Origin of the sequence: Streptomyces sp. NPDC001903 (genome assembly GCF_042891345.1) — a bacterium.
Classification (GTDB): Bacteria; Actinomycetota; Actinomycetes; order Streptomycetales; family Streptomycetaceae; genus Streptomyces.
In genome coordinates this window covers 486964-508405 of sequence record NZ_JBIASZ010000002.1, presented here as the reverse complement: position 1 = coordinate 508405, position 21442 = coordinate 486964, and the positions used below count along the sequence as shown (strand labels likewise).

Genomic DNA, 21442 nt, shown 5'->3' with positions numbered 1-21442 from the left:
CGCTAACCCCACGCCTGCCGAGGAGGCGTGGGGTTTTCCACGGCGCGAGGTACCTGTCGTACGGCTACTCCGACCCGAGCGGGGGCAGCGGTTCGCGGGCCGTGTGCCAGGCGGCCGGCAGGGCGGCGACGCCCGTGCGGGCGGCGATCACCCCGCCCGCGATGGCGCAGGTGGTGTCGATGTCGCCGCGCCCGCCGACCGTGAACCACAGGCCCTCGTGCAGGTCGTCGAGATGCCCTGCCGCGCACCACAGGGCGTAGGGGACGGTGTCGGGCCCTGACATCCGGTAGCCCGAGCCCAGCACCGTGGCGGCGTGCTGAACCGAGGTGTGTGCGGGCATCCGGGACGCGACCCGCAGCCCTGACCGGACGTCGCTGTCGGGCAGCCGGGCGGCGACCTCCCGGAGGAAGTCCGGACGGGCCGGGGCGGGCCCGCCCCGGCTGCGCGTCGCCAGCGCCGCCGCGAGGGCCACCGCGACCGCCGCGGCGACGGCTTCCGGGTGGTGGTGCGAGACCGTGCTCTGCCTGGCGGCCTGTTCGGCGACGGAGTCGGGATCGGCGGCGTGCCAGGCGCCGAGCGGGGCGACGCGCATGGCCGCGCCGTTGCCCCAGGAGCCCTGGCCGCCGAACTGTCCGGCCACCACGTCCCGCCAGGGCTCGCCCGCACCGATCCGGCGGAGCACGTCGTGCATCGAGGCTCCGTAGCCGCGGTGCGTGTCGTCGGCGTAGGCGGCCGCGAGGCTCAGGGCGAAGCGGTCCTGGTCGACGGCGCCGCCGCCCTCGGCGAGTTCCCGGACGAGAACGAGCGCCTGGGCGGTGTCGTCGCTCCACGGCCACAGCGGCTCCGGAGGCAGGATCCGCTCCTCCAGGGCCGCAGGACCCTCGCGGCGCAGGATGCCGAACCAGCGGTCTCCGAAGGCATCACCGAAGGCGAGCCCGGACAACGAGTCCAGCGCGGCGGCAGGTATGTCGATCATCGGGCCAGTGTCACGAATCGGCGCAGCCCCGGCACCGGGAATTCGGTGGTCGCGCACAGGCCGACGGCGCGGGCCGTCGGCCGGCCGCTCCGCGCCGCCCGCGGCGGAGGCGTACGCTGGGGCCATCTCCCTCTATCTGCGCTGGTGAGGGCAGGGAGGCCGGTATGGCGTTCGACACGGCTGGATTCGCGCAGACGGGCGGCTGCCGCTACACCCCGATCTCCGAGCACGGACTGATCGGGGATCTCCGTACGACCGCCCTGGTCGGCACGGACGGCACCATCGACTGGTACTGCTGCCCGCGCTTCGATGCGCCCAGCGTGTTCGGGTCCATCCTCGACGCCGACCGGGGCGGGTCGTTCGAGTTGGCCGCCGAGGTCCCGACCCGCACCAGGCAGTTCTACTTCCCCGACACGAACGTGTTGATCACGCGGTTCTTCGCCGCTGACGGGGTGGCGGAGATCCAGGACTTCATGCCCGTGGTCGACGAATCGCGCGAGGCGGCCCGGCACCGGCTGATCCGGCGGGTGATCTGCGTCCGCGGAACCCTCCCGTTCAGGGCGCGGATCGCCCCCCGCTTCGGCTACGGCACCGAGGAGCACACCACCTCCCTCGAAGGCCACACGGCCGTCTTCCGCTCCCCGTCACTGACGCTCGCGCTGACCGCCACCGCACCCCTGGAAACCGACGGCCCGGACATCCGGTCGCACTTCAAGCTCCTCGAGGGCGAGTCCCACGTGTTCGCACTCGACCAGATCGGCGACGGGGTCCCGCCCCGGTCCTGCCCGCGCGCCGAGGCGCAGGAGCAGGCCGACGCGACCGTACGGTTCTGGCGCCACTGGCTGGCCGGCTCCCGCTACCACGGGCGGTGGCGGGAGATGGTGAACCGCTCCGCACTGGTGCTGAAGCTGCTCACCTACGCGCCGACCGGTGCGATCGTCGCCGCACCGACCACCAGCCTGCCCGAGCAGATCGGCGGCGAACGCAACTGGGACTACCGCTACGTCTGGGTCCGCGATGCGGCCTTCTGCGTCTACGCGATGCTGCGCCTGGGGTTCACCTCGGAGGCCGAGGCGTTCATGGGGTTCATCTCCGAGCGGGGCATCCTGCGGGGCACGGGGGAGACCGGCCCTTTGCAGATCATGTACGGCATCGACGGGCGTACCGAGCTGCCCGAATACGAACTCGGGCACCTGGAGGGATACCTCGGCTCCGCACCGGTCCGGGTGGGCAACGCCGCCACGGGCCAGCTCCAGCTGGACATCTACGGCGCGCTGATCGACTCGATCTACCTCTACGACAAGTGGGGGCAGCCGATCAGCAGTGACCGCTGGGACGAGGTCGGTGCCGTGGTGGACTGGCTGTGCGAGCACTGGGACCAGCCCGACGAGGGGGTGTGGGAGACCAGGGCGGGCCGGCGGAACTTCGTGTACTCGCGGCTGATGTGCTGGGTGGCGCTGGAGCGCGCGATGCGCATGGCGAACCGCCGCGGTCTGCCGGCGGACCTGACGCGCTGGCGGGAGTCCCGGGACGCGATCTACCGGCAGATCATGGCGCGCGGTTGGTCGGCCGAGCGCGGGGCGTTCGTACAGGGACTGGACGACCACGTGCTGGACGCCTCGCTGCTGATGATGCCGATGGCCAAGTTCGTCTCGCCCACCGACCCCAAGTGGCTCTCCACGCTGGACGCGCTCACCGCGGACCTGGTCTCCGACTCGCTGGTCTACCGCTACGACCCGACCGCCAGCCCGGACGGCCTGCACGGCCCCGAGGGCACCTTCTCGATCTGCTCCTTCTGGTACGTGGAGGCGCTGGCCCGCGCCGGCCGGCTGGAGGAGGCCAGGCTCGCCTTCGAGAAGATGCTCACCTACGCCAACCACCTCGGCCTCTTCGCGGAGGAGATCGGCCCGACGGGTGAACAACTGGGCAACTTCCCGCAGGCCTTCACCCACCTCTCGCTGATCAGCGCCGCGTTCAACCTCGACCGCGCGCTTGGCTGACGCGGCATCACCGCCGGGCCGTCCGGTCGGGTGGGTTGAGGAGTGCGACATGAGCGAAGCAGACGACTGGAACGGGGCACGGCTGTCGTCGAGTCGGCGGCGCTGACCGGCTCCTCAGGCGCCGCCGGTGAGCTGGAGCACCGCGATGCCGGCCAGGACGGCGGCGCTTGCGGTGATGCGGCGGTGTCCGAGGCGTTCACGGAACACGACCGCGCCGATCAGGGCGCCGAAGACGATGCTGGTCTCCCGCAGGGCGGCGATGGTGGCCAGGTCGCCGCGGGACTGCGCCCATACGACGAGCCCGTACGCCAGGAGCGAGAGCAGCCCGCCGGCCAGACCGCGACCGCACAGCGGGCGCAGCGCGGTGAGCAGGGCGGGGCCCCGGCGGGCCCAGGCGATGACCGGGAGGACGAGTCCTTGGCAGAGGAAGAGCCAGGCGATGTAGCCGAAGACGCTGCCGGAGACGCGGACGCCGCTGCCGTCGACGAGCGTGTAGGAGGCGATCATCACGCCGGTGCCGACCGCGGCGGCCAGCGCGGGCAGCTGGGCGCGGCCGGGGATTCCGTCGGCGAAGGCGAGACCGGCCAGCCCGCAGGAGACCACCGCGATGCCGACGGCCTGGCCGGCGGGCAGGGAGTGGCCGAGGAAGGCGCTGGAGACCAAGGCCACCACGACGGGTGAGGTGCCCCGGGCGGTCGGGTACATCTGGCCGAAGTCGCCGAGCTGGTAGGAGCGCAGCAGCAGGAGCTGGTACGCGACCTGCAGCGCGGCGGAGGCGGCGATGTACGGCCAGGCCGTCGGGTCGGGCAGCGGTGCGAGGCAGACGAGTACGGCTCCGCAGCCGGCGGAGGCAAGGCTGATGAGCGTGAAGCCGGCCAGTTTGTCGCGCAGGCCGTGGGTGAGGCCGTTCCAGGTGGCGTGCAGCACCGCCGAGGCGAGGACGACGGCGGGCACGGCGGCCGCACCCGTCATGGACTGCAGGTTTGCCGGCACGTTCGCTCCCCGCGACTGACGATGGAATATATTTCCTTGCTAGGGTATCTCCATGGAAATTGATTCCACCGCGAGGGGCGGGCTCGCCGCCTACATCCGGGCCCACCTGTCCGAGCTGCGTGACACCGAGGTGCGGGTGGCGCAGGTCGTCCTGGACAAGGGCGCGGAGCTGGTGCACCTCAGCGTCAGCGACGTCGCGGCGCTGGCCGGGACCGCCCCCTCCTCGGTCGTACGGGCCTGCCAGCGACTGGGGTTCCGCGGGTACCAGGAGCTGAAGATCGCCGCCGCCCGGCAGGCCCCCGCCCAGGAGCCCTCCCGGGACCGCGACCCGGCGGCCCGCGCCCTGGTCGACACGGTCCGTGCCGCCCGGGAGGCGCTGGACGGGGTGGCGGCGACGATCACCCCCGAGCGGCTGCGCACGGCGGCCGGACTGATCGACACGGCCGGCCGGGTCCTGGTCGTCGGCGCGGGACTGTCCGGCGCCGTCGCGCTGGACACCGCGTACCGGCTCCGCGCGCTGGGCTGCGCGGTCGATGCCCCGGCCGACCCGCTGACGGCGCAGTTGGCCGCCTCGCAGCTGACGTCCGCCGATGCCTGCCTCGCCATCAGCCACACGGGGGCGACGCGCAGCACGGTGGACGCGGCGCGCGGGGCGCGGCGGGCCGGAGCCCGGGTCGCCGCCCTGACCAGCTACGCCCGCTCGCCCCTGAGCGAGACCGCCGACTGCACGCTGGTCGCGGGCGGCCAGGACCTGGTCTTCGGACTGGAAACCGTCGCCAGCCGGCTGGCCCACCTCACCGTGGTCGATGCCCTCACCCTCACCCTGCTGGGGCTGCGCGGGGCGCCGGCCGAAGCGGCGCTGCGGCTGTCGGCGGACGTCACGGTCGACCATTCGTACTGAGGGCCGTCAGGGGTGGCCGTCGGGGGTGTCGAGGTGCCGCCGGCGGGGGTCGTCGGAGGTGGTCGTCGGAGGTGGACCGTCGCTTCCGCATGACATTTGTACCGCCCGAGACGGGATGCGTGGCCCTGCCGGAGGGGGCGTCCCTCTCCGTAGGCTCCACACCATGTCGAACTCACACAAAGCCGGACGCGAAGACTCCTGGGAAGGCGTCGTGGTCAACCTCTCCCGGGGCATGCTCGACGGCTCGAACATGTACCACTTCGCCGAGATCCGGCTCGTCCACGGGGAAACCGTCAAGGTCCGGATCGGTCGCGGCCTCTGGAAGTCGATCGCGGTCGGCGATCGGATCGTGAAGCGGCCGGGCGCCGACCCCGCCAAGGGGTAGCCGCCTTCGAACCGGTCGCCCCCGCCCTGGCCGGATGTCGGCGGCCGGCTTGGGCGTGTGGATCATCGGCCGTTATCCTCCCACTAGTTGCTCAAGTCAACCAATGGGGATCGGTATGAACGACACCACCGAGCACTTCCGCAGCCACGTGGAAGAGATTCTTGACGCCCTGGAAAAGGAACCGGGCCGTGAGGCCCTGGTGTACCGGGACCGGCGTGTGACCGCGGGTGAATTACGCGGCCTCGTCCACGGCATGGCCCGGGCGCTGCGCTCCCAGGGGGTGAGGCGCGGCCAGACGGTCACCCTCCTCGCGGGCAACCTCCCCGAGACCATCGCGGCCCGCTACGCCGCCGGGCTGCTCGGCTGCGCCGTGAACCACCTCTACGCCGGCCTTTCGGCCGATGTGCACGCCGACATCCTCCGGGACGTCGAAACCCGGACGTTGATCGTCGACCCCGCCTACGGCGCGCGCGCCGCCGAACTGGCCCGGCGGGTGCCGCTCGAACGGGTGCTGCTCCTCGGCGCAGGCGCCGCCGTGGGACCGGACCTGGTGGAGCTCGCCGCCGAGGAGTCCGGCGAGGCCCTGGCGGGTGCGGCGCAGCCGCAGGACATCTGCACCATCCGCCACACCGGTGGGACCACCGGCCATCCCAAGGCCATCTGCACCACCTTCGAGCAGTTGGTGTCGATCGGACCGGACTGGTCCGAGGAGGGACGGATCAGGGCCCTGGTGTGCACCACCCTCGCCCATGCGGCGGGCCTCATGGCCGACACCGCGCTGCGCCGCGGCGGCACCGTCGTCCTGCTGGACGAGTTCGAAGCCGGCGCCGTGCTCACCGCCATCGAGAGCGAGCGCATCTCGCACCTGTTCCTGCTGCCGCCGCTCCTCTACCAGTTGATGGACCACCCCGCGATCGACCGCACCGACACCTCCGGCCTGCGCATGCTCACCTACGGCGGCTGCGCCTCCTCCCCGACCCGCCTCGCGGCGGCGATCCGCCGCTTCGGCCCCGTACTGAACCAGTTCTACGGCCAGAACGAAGCGGGCGGGATCAGCATCCTCTCCCCGCAGGACCACGATCCGCAGCGCCCCGAGCTGCTGCGAACGGCCGGGAAGATCATGGAAGGCGTCGAGGTCGCCATCCGTGACCCCGACGGACGGCACCTGCCCGCCGGCGAGCACGGCGAAATCTGCGTACGTTCCCGGCACGTGATGAAGGGCTACTGGAAGCAGCCCGAGCTCACCGCCGAGGTACTGCGGGACGGCTGGCTCCACACCGGTGACATCGGGTTCCTCGACGCGGACGGCTACATCACCATCGTGGACCGGCTGAAGGACATGATCGTGGTGGTGGGGGGCCACGTGTACACGGTCGAACTGGAGGACGTCCTGAACTCCCATCCGCAGGTGCTGCAGAGCGCGGTGCTCGGAGTCCCCGACGCCCACCGCATGGAGCGGGTCCACGCGGTCGTCGTCCGCACACCGGGCGGCGACGTCGGCGAGGAGGAGCTGCGCGCCCTGGTGCGGAACAGGAAGGGCGCCATGTACGAGCCCGCGAGCATCGACTTCACCGACGCGCTGCCCCTGACCGACGCGGGCAAGCCGGACAAGAAGCTCCTGCGCCGCCGCGCCACCGCACCGGCACGGTCCCCCCGCTCCTAGGGGGTGTCGTCCGGAAGGGTGGGCGGGTGGGCGGGTGGCGTGATCATCCCGACCGGAAACCTGCTGTCACGGGCTTCGGCCAGGCCGTAGGAATGGGCTGCTGTTCCCCCTATGCAGTTTTCGCATCCCAGGAGACCACTGTGACCCGTTTGCGCAGCACCGTCATGGCCCTCGCGGGTGGAGCGGCCGTGTTCGCGCTCACCGCCGCTCCCGCCCAGGCCGCCCCCGGCGATGTGACCACGACCTGCGCGAACACCGCCACCCCCGTCGGCTACGTCGACGTCAGTTGGGGCTACAGCGCGAGCTGCGGCACCCAGAACTTCGCCCCGAACATCAAGCAGATCAAGCAGCTCACCGGCCTGCCCGTGGGCACCGTCGTCCAGGCCTGCGGCTCGGCGTACTACCCCGCCGGGTGGGTCCAGACCGCCTCGTACTACAGCAGCAGCTGCGTCGCCTTCCCGAACTCCGGCTTCAACAACAACGCCTGGACCCTGAAGCGGGTCTCCTGACCCCGGACCCGGTGGCGGCGTACGGGGCGGTCGGTCACATGGGGTACGAGAGCAGGCGTACCGCCCCGGGCGGCCAGTCCGCACCGTCGTGCAGCGGCGTCCACATGGTGCGCAGCGGCATGACCACGGGCCCTTCGCGCTGTTCCACGGTGACGTCCTGATCCAGCACGCGCCAGCCCAGTCGCCGGTACAGCGGGACGAGCGGCGGGCGGCAGAAGAGGAGTCCGTGGCGGGGGCCCATCGTCCGGGCGTGGTCGAGGGCCGCCGCCATGACGAGGCGGGCGAGCCCCCGTCCACGTACGTCCGCCGCGACGGCCACCCCTCCGACTCCCACCAGCTCGGTCTCGGCGCCGCCGACCGACACGGGTATCCGAAGCAGGCCCGTGTGCGCCACGAGCCGGCCGTCCAGCCGGATGCCGAAGTGCTCGTCCTTGGGCAGCCAGGCCAAGCCGGTGTCGGCGACGCCGAACGGATCGGCACCCTCACCGAGGATCTCCGCCTGCTCGGTCTTCGTGTAGCGCGTGAGGCGCACCGCCGTCGGCGGCACGGATGTCAAATGATCCATCCCTACATGGTCCTGTTCCGGGAGGCCTCTTGGCCAGCCGATGTGCTCGCAGTGGCCAGGACCGCCCGGCGCCGGGCCCTCGAACCACGGCGTCAGAGACGGTGCACCGTGTGCAGGCTCTTGTCGTACGTGCCGCCCCCCTCGAGGAGCGAGGCTCCGGCCACGTCCGCCATCGTGGGGCCGTTGACCGTCTTGCGGCTGGAGACGAAGCGCGCCTTGCCCAGCGCATCGGTGCCCAGGTGGATCCCGACGTGATCCACTTCCCCGTCGCCGTCCGTGTCCCAGAGCAGCAGGTCGCCCGGCTGCAGGGTGGAGACGAGCTCCGTGGTGGCGCCGGTGGTGGTGCGGGCGAGGCGGACTCCGGGTGCGCGCTTGGCCATCTGGTCGGAGGTGCGCGGCAGTCGGGCGGTCGAGGTGTCGTGGAGTTCGGCCACCGGTACCCCCATGTGGTAGCCGTACACCATGCGCGTGTAGCCGGAGCAGTCCAGCGAGTCCAGGAAGGCCTCGTCCGGCGCGACCTTGCCGGTCGGGAACGGCCAGTCGACGCCCGTGAACTCGTGGAAGTCGGCTCCGATCCGGCGTTCCCCGTAGGCGTCGGCGGGGCTGTACTGCGCCTTGCCGAGGACCTTCTTGCCGGCCGCCGGCCCGGCACCGGCGACCACGTCGGGCGCCCCGGGCAGGAACATGGCGGCGTAGGCGAGAGCGTCCGGCGCGGGGGAGCCGATCCAGCCGCGTACGGTCTGCTCCAGGGCCGGGGTCCACGTGCCGTCGAAGGGCTCGGGCAGTACCCGCACCCAGTCGCCGTGCGTGACGCTCGGAGGGGCGGCCCACCCGGCGTCGACGACCTGGAAGCTGGTCGCGCAGAGGGTGACGGGCAGGCTGGTGCAGCCCTGGTTGGCGAGGGCGCGCAGGCCGACCCGGCCCTTGGGTGCGGTGGCGTCGACGACGTCCACCTGCCAGTCGGGCACGCTCGCCGATGCGCGCCACGCCTTGACCCGGATGCGGCTCCCTTCCCGCCGGACCCGTATCGCCCAGGGCGTTCCCGCAGGTACGCCGGTGGCCCGGGTGAGGGGCGGTGCGAGCGGGGTCGCCGTGCCGCCCTTCACCTTCTCGACGCGCAGCTCGACCGCCCCCGTGGTGAGGAAGGAGAGTCTGGCGCGGAGGTGGTCGTCCGCCGAGGTGTAGCCGAAGACCACGGCGAACGAACAGGCGTCCCCGGTGGGGACCGCGTCGAAGCTCGCGACCGCCTCGACCTCGACGTCGGTGATCTCGTCGTCCTTCAGCGTGGCGTACCGGCTCGTGCCGTCCGTGCTGAGCGTGATCAGACCGCGATGCGGACGCACCTCGAAGTCGTTGATGGTGGGGCCTTCCGGCTCCCAGGTGCCGCCGCCCGGTGAGTTGCCCCAGTACGGGCGCTTCTCCGAGTGGTCGGAGGGGTTGGGGAGGGTGCGGTTGAAGTCCTCGATGAACGGCCGCTTGTTCTCCGTGAACGTGCGCCGGGGCCCGGGCACGATGACGGTACGGGCGCCATGGGTGAGCCGGGCGACCAGGCGGCCCGCGGAGGTGACCTCGGTGCGGGCCGGGGTGCCCGGCCGGACGGTGGCCGTGAGGGGGGAGGTCAGAGTGATGTGTGTGAACCAAGAGGCGTCCAGCGGAGCCATGGTGACGGACGATGCGGGTCCGGCGAGCCCGGTCGGGAGCGAGGCCGTGCCGGCGCTCCCGGCGGCCTCGGTGGCCTCGGCAGCCCGGGCGGCGGGAGCCGCGACGAGTGCGGAGAGCGGAACGGCGGCCGAGGCGGCGGCGATGGCCGACAGCAGACTGCGGCGGGAGGTGTGCGTCATGCGTACATGATCTACACGGCCGCTCCCGTGCCCCGCCCGGGCCCGGCGGCTACGAGCTGCTCGCGGCCCCACCCCCCAGCGCCGCGCTGACCAGCGACTCGACTCGGGTGCGCTGCTGCGCGGGTGTGGCCAGCGGATCGGGTCGCAGGGTGTAGACCGTCCGGAGGCGCTGTTCGGGGCTCGCGAAGACTCCGCTGGTCCAGCCGCCGCTGGAGCCGGTTTTGCCCCAGACCTTGGTGCCGTTCAACTCGATGCCCATCAGCCCGCCGGCGCTGAAGCACGCCCTCGGCCCGGGGCAGCTGGTGTTCTCGGGGCCGCTCGGTATCGAAGGCACCTCGAAGAGGTGGCGCTGCTGGGCCGGAGGCAGGAGGCGCCCGTCCAGCAGGGCGCGCAGGAACACGTCGAGATCGGCCGCGGTGGACATGAGGCCGCCTTCCGCCCAGGCCCAGGCGATCGCCGGCTCCTCGGAGAGCGCCGTGTCGCGCAGGGCCAGCGGGCGCAGGATCCGCCGGTCCAGTTCCCGGGCGAAGGGACGGCCGGTGACCTGCTCCACGAGCAGCCCGGCGACGAAGCTGTTCAGGCCGTTGTACTGCTGGACGCTTCCCGGTGCCGGCACGCGGCCGGGGCGGGATGCGGCGTCCGCCTCGAAGGAAGCGGTCACCACCCCGTGCGCATCGAGAGGCACCCGGGCCGGTCGGGGCAGGTCACTGGTGTGGTCCAGGAGTTGACGCACCGTCACTCCCGCGTAGGCGGCGGGTATCAAGTCGGGAAGGCGGGGTCGGACGGGTTCGTCGATGCCGATCCGGTGCTCGGCGACCAGCTGGAGCACCACCGCGTCGGTGAACACCTTGGTGACGCTGCCCACCGGGAACCGTGCGTCCGCGCCCACCGGCCCGGCCGTCCCCACGTACGGGGTGCGCATGCCCCGGCCCGCGACCCGTACCACCGCCGCGTCCGTCACCCCGTCGGGCAGGGAGGCCAGCAGCGCTCTCACCGCTGCGGGATCGCGGGTGTCGGGGCCGCCGGACGAGGCGGACGGGCGGGGCGCGGCCGTGGCCGCGGGGGCGAGGGCCAGACCCGAAGCGATGGCGGCCACGGCCATGGCGGTGGCCGTCAGACGGCGGGCGGCGCGGGGACGGGTGGTCATCGGAGGACTCCGGAGGCGTCGAAGGCGATTCGGATCAACGCGTTGTTCGCGTTGCACCAACCATCCCTCCCGCAAGGTGCGTTGATCATCGGTGATCGCCCTGAGCCGCCCCCGACCCCACCCCGATCCGCCCTCGGGGTGCGGCAAGTCCCGGCGCCACGGGCCCGGTCTGCGTTCCGTCGACCACGCCGACCAGTTCAGTCGCGGCCGCCGCCCCGGGCATCGAGGGCGGTGATCACCGCGCCGCTGCGCAGCGTCGCCGTCAGGGCGGCCGGGGGAGCGGGGGCCGCAGGCGCCGGGACCGAGAGCGTCCGGCCGGGCGTACGGGTGTGCAGCGATCCCGTGGCCGTGATCTCGGCGACCTCCCGGCTGCCCGCGCCCAGTTGGTAGCCGCGGCCCGACGGAGCCCGCCAGACCGTCGCCGCGAGGACGTGCTGCCCGAACCGCCCGCAGGCGGCCGTGGACCGGGCCCGCGCCACGGCCAAGGCGGCCCCCGTGGGCGGCCGGAGCCTGATCTGGACGTCGCCCCGGCCGGTCCAGTGGGTGGCGCGGGTGCAGGACCAGACGGCCCGCCCGGCGGTCTCCGGGAGTTCGGTGACGGCGAAGTCCCACAGGTTGACCGCCCGGACCTCCCGCCCGTCCACCTCGCCCAGGGTGCAGGCCTCCTGGGCCCAGCGGGCCAGCGCGGCCGGCCCCGTCGCCTCGCGGGGCTGGCGGGCCGGTGGCGCGTCGGCGCCCTCCGCGGGCGGGGTGTAGGTGAGGTGGACGGGGATCAGCCCGCCGAGGTCGGCGAGGAGGAAGGAGTGCTTCTCCACGATCCGCGGTGAGGAGGCGACCTCCAGGACCGGGCGCGGCCCGCAGTCCTCGTTCCCGGCGCCGTGCGCGGCGCCGTCGCCCTCGTGCCCGCCCGCCGCCCCGTGCGGGAGCTCGGTGGCGAGCGTCCCGTCGGGGCCGATCGGCAGGGGCCGGGCGCCGGTGGCGGGGGCGGTGAGGTCCCGGGTCCCCGCGGTGGCGATCCACGGCGCGAGGAGGCGGCGGGCCTTGTCCCCGTCCCGGGTCAGGGTGACGGCGGCCGCCGTGGTGACGCCGGCGTCGTCGGCCGCGGCGATGTCCAGGCTCCGGCGGCCGTCCCGCTCGGTGTAGCGGACGATCCGGTCGGCGTCGAGGAACACGACGACGGCCGTTCCCGGCCCGGGATCCCCCGCGAACAGCAGCTGCGGCGGGTGCCCCGGCGGCTCCGCCGAGGCCGCGGGCGCGACGGTGACGGCCGTACCGGAGGCCGGTGCGGCCCAGGTGCCCAGCGCCCGGGCGAGCAGGGCCCGGTCCCCGGTGCGCGTACCGCGGGCCGGCCAGGCCGTGAAGTCCACGCGGCCGGTGTCGGCCCAGGCCTGCGCGGGCACCCGGACCAGGCGCGCGGGATCGAGGGCCGCGCGGGCGGCGGGTGCTCCGGCGTACGCGGCGGGGAGGCCGGGCTCCGGCCCGGCGACCGTGGCCCGGGTGAGTCCGGCGGCCAGCAGCAGGACGGCGGCCAGGCCCCAGGCGGCGCGTACGCGGGTGCGGCGCAGCAGCAGATCGGTGGGACGGGTGTGGACGTCGGCCGGGTGCAAGATCGTTTCTCTTCCGGTCCGGGGCCCCGCACCGGCCGGCAGCCCGGCGCTGCCATCGGAGCGCTGCCCGGCACCGACACCGCCCGGGGAGCCCGGCTCCGCCCCCGTGCCGGAACCCGCCGCGCCCGCGGCCCCGGCCACCCCCGCTCCGGCCGCCGCCCCTGCTCCGTCGGCGTCCGCTCCGGCCCCGGCCGCGCGGGCCGCCCGTACCTCGCCGGCCGGATCACCGGCCCCGGCCTGCTCCAGCACCCTGGCCGCGGCGTCCTCGTCCAGTCCGTCGAACCGGCCGAGCACGTACGCGGCGCGCGCGTACGGGGTCAGCCCCGCCAGCCCCCGGGCCGCCTCGTCGAGCCCCTCGGCGCTGGGCCACATCCGCAGCCCCCACACCCACGGCGGCAGCGGCCCGCGCGGCCGGCCGGCCGCGTGCCGCACCACCTCGGCCCGTACGGCCGCCAGCGGATCCGCCCCCTGCCGTGCCCGGCGTCCCGCGGCCTGCAGCGAGTGCTGGACTGCGCGGTGGGCGCGCAGGAGCCGCGTGTGCCGGTCGAGGTCCGGCGGCAGCACCAGGTAGGCCAGGCGCAGCAGTTGGGGGTAGCGCTCGACGATGATCGCCTCAGCCTGGCGCAGACCGGTTCCGGAGCCTTCACGTTGTCCCACGGTGCGGACAACGAAAGGATCATGGGACGGTCACATCCGGGGTGCGACGGCTGCCGTGACCGCCGTGGCCGCGGCGGTGCCGGATCCCTGGGCCGATCATTCGCCAAATGCCGAAACGATGAGGCACCCTGGAGCCATGGACCACGTACCCGATTCCGGACCGGCGGACGCCCCGGCCCCCGCCGCGCGGCTCGCCGCTCTCGCCGCGGCCCTGGCCGACGAGACCCGCGCGGCGATCTGCATGACCCTGCTGGAGGGCAGGGCCTGGACCGCGGGCGAGCTGGCCCGGACCACCGGGGTGGCCCCCTCCACCGTCAGCGGGCACCTGACCCGGCTCCTCGACGCGGGAATCTGCGTGACCGAGCGGCAGGGGCGGCACAGCTACGTGCGCATCGCCGACGCCGCCACGGCCCGCCTGGTGGACGAGCTGGCCTCCTACGCCGTCCCGGGCCGGGACGCGGCGCACGCCGTGCCGGTGGTCGCCGCGCCCGACCCGCTGGCGCGGGCCCGCACCTGCTACGACCACTTCGCGGGGCGGCTCGGCATGGCGGTGACGGACGCGATGGAACACCGGGGCCTGCTGCGCACGGAGGGCGTCTTCGCGCTGACCGAGAGCGGACTCGACTGGTGCCGCCGGGCGGGTGTCGACGTGGCGGGCGCGGGGCGCCGGCCGCTGGCGAGCTCCTGCCTGGACTGGACCGAGCGCCGCCGCCACCTGGGCGGCCTGGTCGGGGCGAGGCTGTGCGCGCGGGCCCTCGGCGAGGCCTGGGTGGTGCGCCCGGAGGGCGGCGGCCGGGGCCTGCTGGTGACGGGGGCGGGGGAGGAGGCCCTCGGCGAACTGCTGGGGCTCGTCCCGAGGGCGTGGAGCTAGGGGGTGTCCGCACAGTCGCGCCTGCCCCGCGGCGCCCGGCACGCGCTCCCGAGAGTTGCGATGGGAAATACTTCGGTGAATGCCGAAGTGTTGGGTGTAGAGTCGGGGCATGAAGACCCACTCGCGTGCCCTTCCGCCCGGCGTCCTCACCGTCGGAGCCGTGTGCTTCACGGTGTTCGCCTGGGCGTCCGCCTTCGTCTCCATTCGCAGCGCCGGGGCCGCCTACTCGCCGGGGGCGCTCGCCCTCGGCAGGCTGCTCGCCGCCTCACTGGTCCTCGTCGTGCTGCTCCTCCTGCGCCGCGAGGGCCTGCCCCCGCGCGGCGCCCGCCGCGGCATCCTGCTGTCCGGGTTCGTGTGGTTCGGCGGCTACACGGTCGCGCTGAACTGGGGCGAACGCCTCGTCGACGCGGGCACCGCGTCCCTGCTCGTGAACACCGGGCCGATCCTGATGGCGCTCCTCGCCGCGCGGCTGCTCGGTGAGGCCCTGCCGCCGCGGCTGCTGACGGGCATGGGGGTCTCCTTCGCCGGCGCCGTGGTCGTCGGCCTGTCGATGTCGTCCGGCGGCGACGGCTCGACCTCGCTGCTCGGGGTGGCGCTGTGCCTGCTCGCGGCGGTGGCGTACGCGACGGGCGTCGTCGCGCAGAAGCCCGCTCTCTCCTTCGGGACGCCGCTGCAGATCACCGCGTACAGCTGCTTGACCGGGGCCGTGGCGTGCCTGCCGTTCACCGGGCAGCTGGTGGCCGAGATTCCGCGGGCCCCGCTCTCCGCGACCCTGAACATGGTCTACCTGGGCGTGGTTCCGACCGCCCTCGCCTTCACGACCTGGACCTACGCCCTCGCGCGGATGCCGGCGGGGAAGCTCGGCGCGACGACCTACGCCGTGCCGGCCATCGTCGTCCTGCTGAGCTGGATCCTCCTGGGCGAGGTGCCGGCCTGGCTGAGCCTGCTGGGCGGCCTGCTGTGCCTGGCCGGGGTGGCCGTCTCCCGCTACCGCCCGCGCGCCCGGGCGGCCACCGGGGCGCGGGCCGAGGGGCCCGCGCCCCGGGCCGCCGACGTGCAGGCTTGATCGCGGGGCCGGCTCCGCTCGGCTACGCCGCCGGGTGCGGCACCCAGACGGCGGCGTGGAAGGGGCCGTTGGCCGTGGCCGGGTCGGCGGCCGGAAGCGCCGCGCTGCCCGCGACGATGCCCTTGCCGTTGACCTGTGCCGCGGAGGAGTTGAGGCCGCCGAGGGAGGTCAGGTAGGTGAAGTCGCCGTTGTCGGCGCGGGCGACGAAGGCGAAGGAGTTGGGGGCGAAGTTGTTGCCGGCCATGAGGGGCCCGGAGATCTGCTTGACCTCGGTGACACCCCGCCCGGAGCCGATCACGGCGCTCGTGCGGGTCGTGAGGTCGAACGAGCTGGAGAGCATGCCGTCCCCGCCCACCACGGTGCTCCCGCTGACCAGCTGCGCGGTCAGGAAGCGGGGCCCCAGGTCCGTACGGATCCCGGTGCGCAGGTCGTAGGCGTATCCGGTGAGGGCGTTGGCGGCCGTCCGGGACCGGCCGACCACCGTCGAACCGCTGATGTCGTTGGCCGTGCTGGAGCTTCCGCCGAGGGTGCCGAGGTCGGCCATCGTCCGGGTGCGCAGGTCGTAGGCGAACCCGTGCGTCGTGGCGGCCGGCGTGTTCGGCAGGGAGGAGCTGCCCACGACGGTCGCACCGCTGACGGCCGCCGCCGTGCTGTTGCCCGCCGGGCCTCCGAGGCTGCCGAGGTCGGTCATCGTCCGGGTGCGCAGGCTGTACGCGAACGCGTGGGTGACCGCGTCGCCGGGCAGCGACGACGTCCCCACCACGGTGTCGCCGTCGAGGCCGCTGATGTTGGTGCCGCTGCCGCCGAGCGTGCCGATGTCGACGAGTCGGCGGGTCCGCAGGTTGTACGCGAAACCGTGCGTCGGGCCGCCGGGGGAGAGCTCCGACTCGCCGACGACATGGTCCCCCTGCACGCGGGTCGCCCTGCTGGAGGCCCCCAGCGTGCCGAGATCGGTCATGACGTGCCTGCGCAGGTCGTACGCGAAGGCGTGTTCGGCGGCGTCGCCGCCGGTCAGTGAGGCCCCGACGACCGTGTTGCCGTCGATGGCGGTCGCCTTGCTGCGGCTGCCGCCCAGGGTGCCGAGGTCCTGTACGGCGTACTGCGCGGACCCTCGGGCCGCCTCGGCGGGCGGCCCCTCGGCCCCGTACGCCGGACCGGCGCCCACGGCGAGCAGGCCCGCGCCCACCAAGGTCCAGGCACGTAAACGCATGCGCATGATGCCCCCTGAGACGAGTGATCGAACCGCGCACGGCTCGGCGGACCGCGTGCCTCCCCGAGCACGGGCCGACCGGATGTCGTACGGCCTCCACTTGTACGTCAGTTCCCACGGACCGAACAGTGGGCGGTCGGCCAGGAACAGGACGCTCGGCGCACACCCCGGAACCGGCGCCGGAAACGTCCTGACCGGCTCCGGCATCCCTCCGACGGCCGGCGTCCGAGTCCGGCCGGTAGATTACGCATACCTTGGAAATGTTTTGTCTACTTTGATGTAGACGCTGGTGGGGCGGGTGGGCCGAGTCACTCCAGCTGATGATGCCGGAGGTCGGTGGAGATGGCGGAGAAGCGCCGGGACGACAGACGTCCGCACGGTGAGCTCGTCGCGGACGTGCTGGCAGTGCTGTGGGAGGCCAGTGCGCCCATGACCGCTCAGCAGGTCAACGCGGCGCTCGACCAGGGGTTGGCGCGGACGACGATGGCCACCATCCTGACCCGCCTCTACGAGAAGGGCACGCTGCGTCGGATCCCGTCGGGGCGGGGCTTCGCCTACGAACCGGTGGAGGACGCGGCCGGGCTCGTGGCCGGCCGCATGCGCCGCGAGTTGGAGCGCGAACCGCGCCGTGACCTGGTGCTGAAGCGGTTCGTCTCCTCCCTGTCGGAGAACGACGAGGAGACGCTGCGGCGCCTGCTCCTCGAAGCCGAGGACGCCCCCGAGTGACGTACGTACTGCTGTCGGTCGTGGTGGCCCTCGCGTTTCCTTGGGGAGCGTCCGCGGTGGCCCGTCGACTGGCCGGCGCCCTGCCGCCCCGAGCGGCGTGCTGGACCCTGACGGCCGCGGCCCTCCTCATGGCCGGCGGCACGATCGCGGCGTTGTCCGGTCTGCTCCACGTGCCGTTCCTCGCGTCACTGGAACAGGTTCCTCCCGGTCGCGTGCTGGAGGTGTGGCCGGCGGCGGTTCCGACGGCCTGTGCGGCCGGCGTGCTCATGCTCCTCCAACTCGTCCTGCTGGTACGCCGGTGGCTGCGCCACCGTTCCCTGCTCAAGGCCGCCTGGCAGTCGGTGGCCGGGGGAACGGGCGGTGGCGACCTGCTGGTGGTACCGGGGAGCGAAGTGGACGCCTTCGCGCTGCCCGGATACCGGGGCCGTCGAGGCAGGATCGTGGTCACCTCCGGCATGATGCGTGCGCTGAAGGCCGGCGAGCGGGAGGTGTTGTTCGCCCACGAGCGGGCTCATCTGACCGGCCGTCACCACGTGTTGTCGGCCGTGGTGGACCTGTCCACGACGGTCCATCCCGCGGTGCGGCGGGTGCGGGAGTCCCTGGAGTTCCACCTCGAGCGGTGGGCGGACGAAGTCGCGGCCGCCTCGGTCGGCGATCGGAAGGCGGCCGCGGCGGCCATTGCCCGGGCGGCCTTGGCCGGGACGGCGCAGCAGCGGCGCGCCGGTGGCGGGTATCCGCTGCTGTCGGTCGCGACCGGCCCGGTGCCCCGGCGGGTCCAAGCGCTGCTCGGGCCGGAGCCGGTGGCCCCACGGGGCGGTGCTCGCCGGGCCGGCGCCCTGGGCCTGGCGGCGACCGTGGCCGCCTCGGCGCCGGCCGCCCTCGCCCTGGCCTACGGGCTGCACGAGTACGTCGAATACGCGGCCGTCGCCGTACGCGGAAGCTGAGCATCGATCGGACCCGCGGCGGCACACCGGGGGACCGGGGTGCCGCCGTTGCCGTATCCGCCCGGCGGGTGGGGCTCAGCCGTGGACCGGTTTCGGCTGCCGCTGCGCGCCCGGTGCGTGGTGGTCGGAGGCGGTGAGGTCGAGGACACGGTCGGCGTGGAGGGCGGTCAAGGCCTGGTCGTGAGTGACGAAGGCGACCGCGAGGCCCCGCTCGGCCCGCAGTGCGGCGAGGAGGGCCATGATGCCGGCGGCAGTGGCGGGGTCGAGCGCGGAGGTGACCTCGTCACACAGGAGCACGTCGGGCTCGGCGGCCAGCGCGCGGGCGATGGACACGCGTTGGCGTTGCCCACCGGACAGTTCGTGGGGGTGGCGGCCGGCGTGGTCGGGAGGCAGTCCGACGGCGGTGAGGAGTTCGGCGACGCGGCTCCCGCACTGCTCGGCGGACAGGTCGAAATGGAGTCGCAGCGGCCGGGTGAGGGTGGCGCCGATCGTGTGAACGGGGTTGAGGGCGCCGAGCGGGTTCTGCGGCACCAGCTGGATGCGCCGGCGCTGCTCGCGGGTACGTCGCCGGTAGGAGCCGGCCAGCGGTGTGCCGCCGAGGGACAGCGTGCCGTCGAAGGACTCGTGGAGTCCGGCGAGCGCGCGGACCAGGGTGGTCTTGCCGCAGCCCGACGGGCCGACGACCGTGGTGAGCGTGCCGGCGTGCAGGTCGAGGTCGAGGTCGGCCAGGACCGTACGGCGGCCGGGGCCCCTTCCGTGGCGGGCGCCGAGCCCGCGCACGGTCAGGACGGGCTCCCCCGCGCGGGCCGGATGGGCGCCGGCGCCGGCGCCGGCCGCGGACCGTGGCGCGGGCGGGCCCGCCGGCGCACCGGGGGCGGTCAGGGCGAGGACGTCGTCGGCGCAGCGGGCCACGAAGTCGGGGTCGTGGCTGGTGAGGGCGATGGCGATGCCGTCACGCCTGGCGAGGTCGCGCAGCAGGTCGGCGATGTCGTCCCGCAGGGCCGGGTCGAGACCGGCGGTGGGCTCGTCCAGGAGGAGGATGTCGGGTCGGCGGGCAAGGGCGCGGGCGAGGGCGACGCGCCGTTGCTGTCCGCCGGAGAGGCCCGCGCTTCTTCGACGTTCGAGGCGCTGGTCCGTCGGGAGGCGGACGAGGCGGAAGAGCTCGGGGACGGTCGTGCGGGTGACTCGGGCCGCGGCGGTCTCGGTGATGATGCGGCCTGCCCGCATGCGCGGGTTCAGCCCGGAGCCGGGGTCCTGGCCGACGAAGGCGACTCGGTGGCGTCGTAGACGCCGCAGTCGGTCGGGGGCAAGCGCGAGAACGTCTTCGGTCAGGACGCTGACCGCGCCGGAGGCGATGTGGGCGCCGGGTGGCAGGGCGCCGATCAGCGCGGACAGCAGCGTGGTCTTGCCGGCACCCGAAGGCCCGGTGATCGCCTGGACGCGCCCGGGGGTGAGGGTCAAGCCGGCGTCGGCGAGGAGCGGGGTGCCGCCCAGGGAGATGGACAGGCCGGTGACGGTGGCAACGGGGGAGGGGGTGCTCACAGCGACGTCTCCGGAGTGGGCCGTGCGGGGGCGAGGGTTTCGGCGGCGAGGTTGACGGTGATGGCGAGGAGGCCGATGGCCAGGCAGGGGGCGGCGACGGCCCACGGGTTGAGGGTGATGCCGGCCGCGTTCTCACGGATCATCAGGGCCCAGTCGGCTTCCGGGGGTTGTGGGCCGAGCTGGAGGAAGGCGGCGACGGAGACGACGTAGACGCCTTCGACGAACCGCAGCCCGAACAGGGCGAGCAGGGTGGCACGCAGGTTGGGCAGTACTTCCCTCAGGGCGAGGTGCCAGAGGCCCTCGCCGCCTGCCGCTGCGGCTTCGACGTAGCCGGTGGCGGCGATCGGGGCGGCAGCGGCCGCGACGATCCGTACGGCGTAGGGGATGCCGAGGACGGTCGCCGCGGCCCCGATGGCGAGGCGGCCTCCGCCGGGCCAGGCCAGGGCGATGAGCATGATGCCGAGCACGGCCGGCAGGAGGATGGCCAGGTCGGCGGTGCGTTCGATCCAGCGTCCGAGGGCCGGGCGCAGCGCGGCGACGATGCCGAGGAAGGTGGCGGCGGCGGTGACGGTGACGGCGATCGCCAGGGCGGTCGCGATCAGGGGCGCACCGCCGGCGAGCACGCGGCTGAGCACGTCACGGCCCAGCACGTCGCCACCCAGTGCGGCACCTTCTTCGGGAGGCGCGTACGGGAAGGTGAGCGGAGCGTCCGTGGCGCGGGGTGCGAGGAGCGGGCCGGTCAGGGCGAGCAGCACGAGCAGGGCCGCGGGCGCGGCCCGCAGGACCAGGCGCTTTCGCCCTCCGGGGTTCCGGGCGGGTGAGACCGGGCCGCCTTCGGTCCTGGGGCCGGTCGGGGCGGGTGCGGTCATCGACGCTCTCCGAGGGCGGTCGTACGGACGAGGTCGGCGAGCAGCAGGAGCCCGCTGATGGCGGCGCCCGCGGCGGCGACGACTCCGGCGACGAGCGGGGTGTCGCGGTCGGTGATGGCGCCGGCCAGGACGGCGCCGATGCCCGGGTGGTTGAAGAAGGTCTCGACGACGACCGCGCCGCCCAGCAGCATGCCGGCCGAGGTGGCGATGCCGGCGGCGACGGCGGGCAGAGCCCCGGGGAGCATGTGGTGGGTCAGGATCCGGTGGCGCGGCAGGCCGTCCAGAACGGCGGCTTTGACGTGGGGAAGCGCGGCTTGGTCGGACAGGGCGCCGCGGACGATCCTGGTGTTCCAGCCGATCTGCGGGATCGCCAGGGCGAGCAGGGGCAGGACGAGCATGTTCCACGACTCCGGTGCGCCGTCGGGGCCGGTGAGCGTGACGGCGGGCAGCCATCCGGTCCACTGGGACAGCAGCAGCAACAGGACGACGGAGAAGACGAATTCCGGAAGCGCGAACGCGGTGGTGGACAGGGCGTCGATCGCCCGGTCGGCCCGCCCGCCGGGGTGCAGCGCACTCCAGCCGCCGAGCAGCAGGGCGCCGACGATGGCGAGGACGAGGGCGAGGGCTCCCAGTACGAGGGTGTTGGGGAAGGGGCCGGCGAGCACGTCGGTGACGTGCTCCCCGCGCGCGGTGGTGCCGAGGTCGCCGGCGGGCAGGCCCGTCATCCAGTCCCGGAACCGTTCCGCGAGGGGCCGGTCCAGGCCCAAGGCCGTTCGGCGCGCCGCGAGTTCGGCCGCGGTCGCGCCGCGTTCGGCGGTGGCCCCCGCGGCGTCGCCGGGCAGGAGCTCGACGGCGGTGAAGACGAGGGCGAGCAGTACGGCGAGCATGGCCAGGCGGCGGGCGGCAAGCCGGGCGGCCCGGCCCGCACCGTGCAGGATGCGGGCCATTGCGGTGTCCGGCGCGGCGGCGG

General features: G+C 73.9%; 19 protein-coding genes. 9 read left to right on the top strand and 10 right to left on the bottom strand.

What is annotated here, in order from left to right:
• Positions 1–64: 64 nt before the first annotated feature.
• Positions 65–976 carry an ADP-ribosylglycohydrolase family protein gene (locus tag ACFYZS_RS05925; RefSeq protein ID WP_389007243.1) on the bottom strand — a complete coding sequence of 304 codons (912 nt, stop codon included), beginning with the start codon at positions 974–976 and terminating at the stop codon, positions 65–67.
• A gap of 164 nt (positions 977–1140) precedes the next feature.
• Between ACFYZS_RS05925 and ACFYZS_RS05920 the strand changes: the two genes are divergently transcribed.
• Positions 1141–2976: a glycoside hydrolase family 15 protein gene (locus ACFYZS_RS05920; protein WP_389007241.1), complete on the top strand. Its 1836-nt coding sequence runs from the start codon at positions 1141–1143 to the stop codon at positions 2974–2976.
• A gap of 114 nt (positions 2977–3090) precedes the next feature.
• On the opposite strand, the gene ACFYZS_RS05915 is transcribed toward ACFYZS_RS05920, so the two are convergent.
• Entirely contained in the window at positions 3091–3948 is an 858-nt protein-coding gene (locus ACFYZS_RS05915) for an EamA family transporter (protein WP_389007554.1), read from the bottom strand.
• Between the two features lie 73 nt (positions 3949–4021).
• Here ACFYZS_RS05915 and ACFYZS_RS05910 point away from each other — a divergent pair, with 73 nt between their 5' ends.
• From ACFYZS_RS05910 to ACFYZS_RS05895, 4 genes are all read left to right on the top strand, one after another.
• Positions 4022–4870, top strand: coding sequence for a MurR/RpiR family transcriptional regulator (locus tag ACFYZS_RS05910; protein WP_389007239.1), 849 nt, complete (start codon positions 4022–4024; stop codon positions 4868–4870).
• A 163-nt stretch (positions 4871–5033) separates the two neighbouring features.
• Positions 5034–5255 (top strand): hypothetical protein, encoded by a 222-nt coding sequence (locus ACFYZS_RS05905; RefSeq protein ID WP_389007238.1) that lies wholly within the window; start codon positions 5034–5036, stop codon positions 5253–5255.
• A gap of 115 nt (positions 5256–5370) precedes the next feature.
• Positions 5371–6918, top strand: coding sequence for an AMP-binding protein (locus tag ACFYZS_RS05900; protein ID WP_389007236.1), 1548 nt, complete (start codon positions 5371–5373; stop codon positions 6916–6918).
• A 140-nt stretch (positions 6919–7058) separates the two neighbouring features.
• Positions 7059–7427 carry a hypothetical protein gene (locus ACFYZS_RS05895; RefSeq protein ID WP_389007235.1) on the top strand — a complete coding sequence of 123 codons (369 nt, stop codon included), beginning with the start codon at positions 7059–7061 and terminating at the stop codon, positions 7425–7427.
• 34 nt (positions 7428–7461) lie between these two features.
• On the opposite strand, the gene ACFYZS_RS05890 is transcribed toward ACFYZS_RS05895, so the two are convergent.
• The 4 genes from ACFYZS_RS05890 to ACFYZS_RS05875 all read right to left on the bottom strand — a co-directional run bounded on the left by ACFYZS_RS05890 (position 7462) and on the right by ACFYZS_RS05875 (position 13244).
• Positions 7462–7992, bottom strand: a complete 531-nt coding sequence (locus ACFYZS_RS05890; protein ID WP_389007233.1) for a GNAT family N-acetyltransferase — start codon at positions 7990–7992, stop codon at positions 7462–7464.
• Positions 7993–8084: 92 nt separating this feature from the next.
• Entirely contained in the window at positions 8085–9833 is a 1749-nt protein-coding gene (locus tag ACFYZS_RS05885; protein WP_389007232.1) for an NlpC/P60 family protein, read from the bottom strand.
• 49 nt (positions 9834–9882) lie between these two features.
• Positions 9883–10980, bottom strand: a complete 1098-nt coding sequence (locus tag ACFYZS_RS05880) for a serine hydrolase domain-containing protein (RefSeq protein ID WP_389007230.1) — start codon at positions 10978–10980, stop codon at positions 9883–9885.
• A 197-nt stretch (positions 10981–11177) separates the two neighbouring features.
• Positions 11178–13244, bottom strand: coding sequence for a hypothetical protein (locus ACFYZS_RS05875; protein ID WP_389007228.1), 2067 nt, complete (start codon positions 13242–13244; stop codon positions 11178–11180).
• 136 nt (positions 13245–13380) lie between these two features.
• Here ACFYZS_RS05875 and ACFYZS_RS05870 point away from each other — a divergent pair, with 136 nt between their 5' ends.
• Positions 13381–14115 carry an ArsR/SmtB family transcription factor gene (locus ACFYZS_RS05870; RefSeq protein ID WP_389007226.1) on the top strand — a complete coding sequence of 245 codons (735 nt, stop codon included), beginning with the start codon at positions 13381–13383 and terminating at the stop codon, positions 14113–14115.
• Positions 14116–14224: 109 nt separating this feature from the next.
• The gene (locus ACFYZS_RS05865) at positions 14225–15181 is read left to right on the top strand and encodes a DMT family transporter (protein WP_389007225.1); all 957 of its coding nucleotides are present in this window, start codon (positions 14225–14227) and stop codon (positions 15179–15181) included.
• A gap of 22 nt (positions 15182–15203) precedes the next feature.
• On the opposite strand, the gene ACFYZS_RS05860 is transcribed toward ACFYZS_RS05865, so the two are convergent.
• Positions 15204–16391, bottom strand: a complete 1188-nt coding sequence (locus ACFYZS_RS05860; protein WP_389007223.1) for a hypothetical protein — start codon at positions 16389–16391, stop codon at positions 15204–15206.
• Between the two features lie 342 nt (positions 16392–16733).
• Between ACFYZS_RS05860 and ACFYZS_RS05855 the strand changes: the two genes are divergently transcribed.
• Together ACFYZS_RS05855 and ACFYZS_RS05850 are read left to right on the top strand one after the other, a co-directional pair.
• The gene (locus ACFYZS_RS05855) at positions 16734–17117 is read left to right on the top strand and encodes a BlaI/MecI/CopY family transcriptional regulator (RefSeq protein WP_389007221.1); all 384 of its coding nucleotides are present in this window, start codon (positions 16734–16736) and stop codon (positions 17115–17117) included.
• Complete coding sequence (locus ACFYZS_RS05850; protein ID WP_389007219.1) at positions 17114–18061, top strand: M56 family metallopeptidase; 948 nt, start codon at positions 17114–17116, stop codon at positions 18059–18061. Before ACFYZS_RS05855 ends, ACFYZS_RS05850 begins: the two co-directional genes overlap by 4 nt.
• Before the next feature lie 75 nt (positions 18062–18136).
• Here ACFYZS_RS05850 and ACFYZS_RS05845 read toward each other — a convergent pair whose 3' ends face one another.
• From ACFYZS_RS05845 to ACFYZS_RS05835, 3 genes are read right to left on the bottom strand one after another with little or no spacing between them, the layout of a single operon-like run.
• The gene (locus tag ACFYZS_RS05845) at positions 18137–19603 is read right to left on the bottom strand and encodes an ABC transporter ATP-binding protein (protein WP_389007218.1); all 1467 of its coding nucleotides are present in this window, start codon (positions 19601–19603) and stop codon (positions 18137–18139) included.
• A complete protein-coding gene (locus tag ACFYZS_RS05840) occupies positions 19600–20472 on the bottom strand; it encodes an ABC transporter permease (RefSeq protein WP_389007216.1) in 873 nt (290 codons plus the stop codon). The genes ACFYZS_RS05845 and ACFYZS_RS05840 overlap by 4 nt, the downstream gene beginning before the upstream one ends.
• Positions 20469–21419 carry an ABC transporter permease gene (locus tag ACFYZS_RS05835; protein ID WP_389007552.1) on the bottom strand — a complete coding sequence of 317 codons (951 nt, stop codon included), beginning with the start codon at positions 21417–21419 and terminating at the stop codon, positions 20469–20471. Before ACFYZS_RS05835 ends, ACFYZS_RS05840 begins: the two co-directional genes overlap by 4 nt.
• Between the last annotated feature and the right edge of the window lie 23 nt (positions 21420–21442).

What these genes read in the sequence shown, in the direction of transcription:
- ACFYZS_RS05925 (WP_389007243.1), bottom strand. Translation starts at nt 976, where the DNA reads ATGATCGACATACCTGCCGCCGCGCTGGACTCGTTGTCCGGGCTCGCC.
- ACFYZS_RS05920 (WP_389007241.1), top strand. Translation starts at nt 1,141, where the DNA reads ATGGCGTTCGACACGGCTGGATTCGCGCAGACGGGCGGCTGCCGCTAC.
- ACFYZS_RS05915 (WP_389007554.1), bottom strand. Translation starts at nt 3,948, where the DNA reads ATGACGGGTGCGGCCGCCGTGCCCGCCGTCGTCCTCGCCTCGGCGGTG.
- ACFYZS_RS05910 (WP_389007239.1), top strand. Translation starts at nt 4,022, where the DNA reads ATGGAAATTGATTCCACCGCGAGGGGCGGGCTCGCCGCCTACATCCGG.
- ACFYZS_RS05905 (WP_389007238.1), top strand. Translation starts at nt 5,034, where the DNA reads ATGTCGAACTCACACAAAGCCGGACGCGAAGACTCCTGGGAAGGCGTC.
- ACFYZS_RS05900 (WP_389007236.1), top strand. Translation starts at nt 5,371, where the DNA reads ATGAACGACACCACCGAGCACTTCCGCAGCCACGTGGAAGAGATTCTT.
- ACFYZS_RS05890 (WP_389007233.1), bottom strand. Translation starts at nt 7,992, where the DNA reads ATGGATCATTTGACATCCGTGCCGCCGACGGCGGTGCGCCTCACGCGC.
- ACFYZS_RS05885 (WP_389007232.1), bottom strand. Translation starts at nt 9,833, where the DNA reads ATGACGCACACCTCCCGCCGCAGTCTGCTGTCGGCCATCGCCGCCGCC.
- ACFYZS_RS05880 (WP_389007230.1), bottom strand. Translation starts at nt 10,980, where the DNA reads ATGACCACCCGTCCCCGCGCCGCCCGCCGTCTGACGGCCACCGCCATG.
- ACFYZS_RS05870 (WP_389007226.1), top strand. Translation starts at nt 13,381, where the DNA reads ATGGACCACGTACCCGATTCCGGACCGGCGGACGCCCCGGCCCCCGCC.
- ACFYZS_RS05865 (WP_389007225.1), top strand. Translation starts at nt 14,225, where the DNA reads ATGAAGACCCACTCGCGTGCCCTTCCGCCCGGCGTCCTCACCGTCGGA.
- ACFYZS_RS05860 (WP_389007223.1), bottom strand. Translation starts at nt 16,391, where the DNA reads ATGCGTTTACGTGCCTGGACCTTGGTGGGCGCGGGCCTGCTCGCCGTG.
- ACFYZS_RS05855 (WP_389007221.1), top strand. Translation starts at nt 16,734, where the DNA reads ATGGCGGAGAAGCGCCGGGACGACAGACGTCCGCACGGTGAGCTCGTC.
- ACFYZS_RS05840 (WP_389007216.1), bottom strand. Translation starts at nt 20,472, where the DNA reads ATGACCGCACCCGCCCCGACCGGCCCCAGGACCGAAGGCGGCCCGGTC.
- ACFYZS_RS05835 (WP_389007552.1), bottom strand. Translation starts at nt 21,419, where the DNA reads ATGGCCCGCATCCTGCACGGTGCGGGCCGGGCCGCCCGGCTTGCCGCC.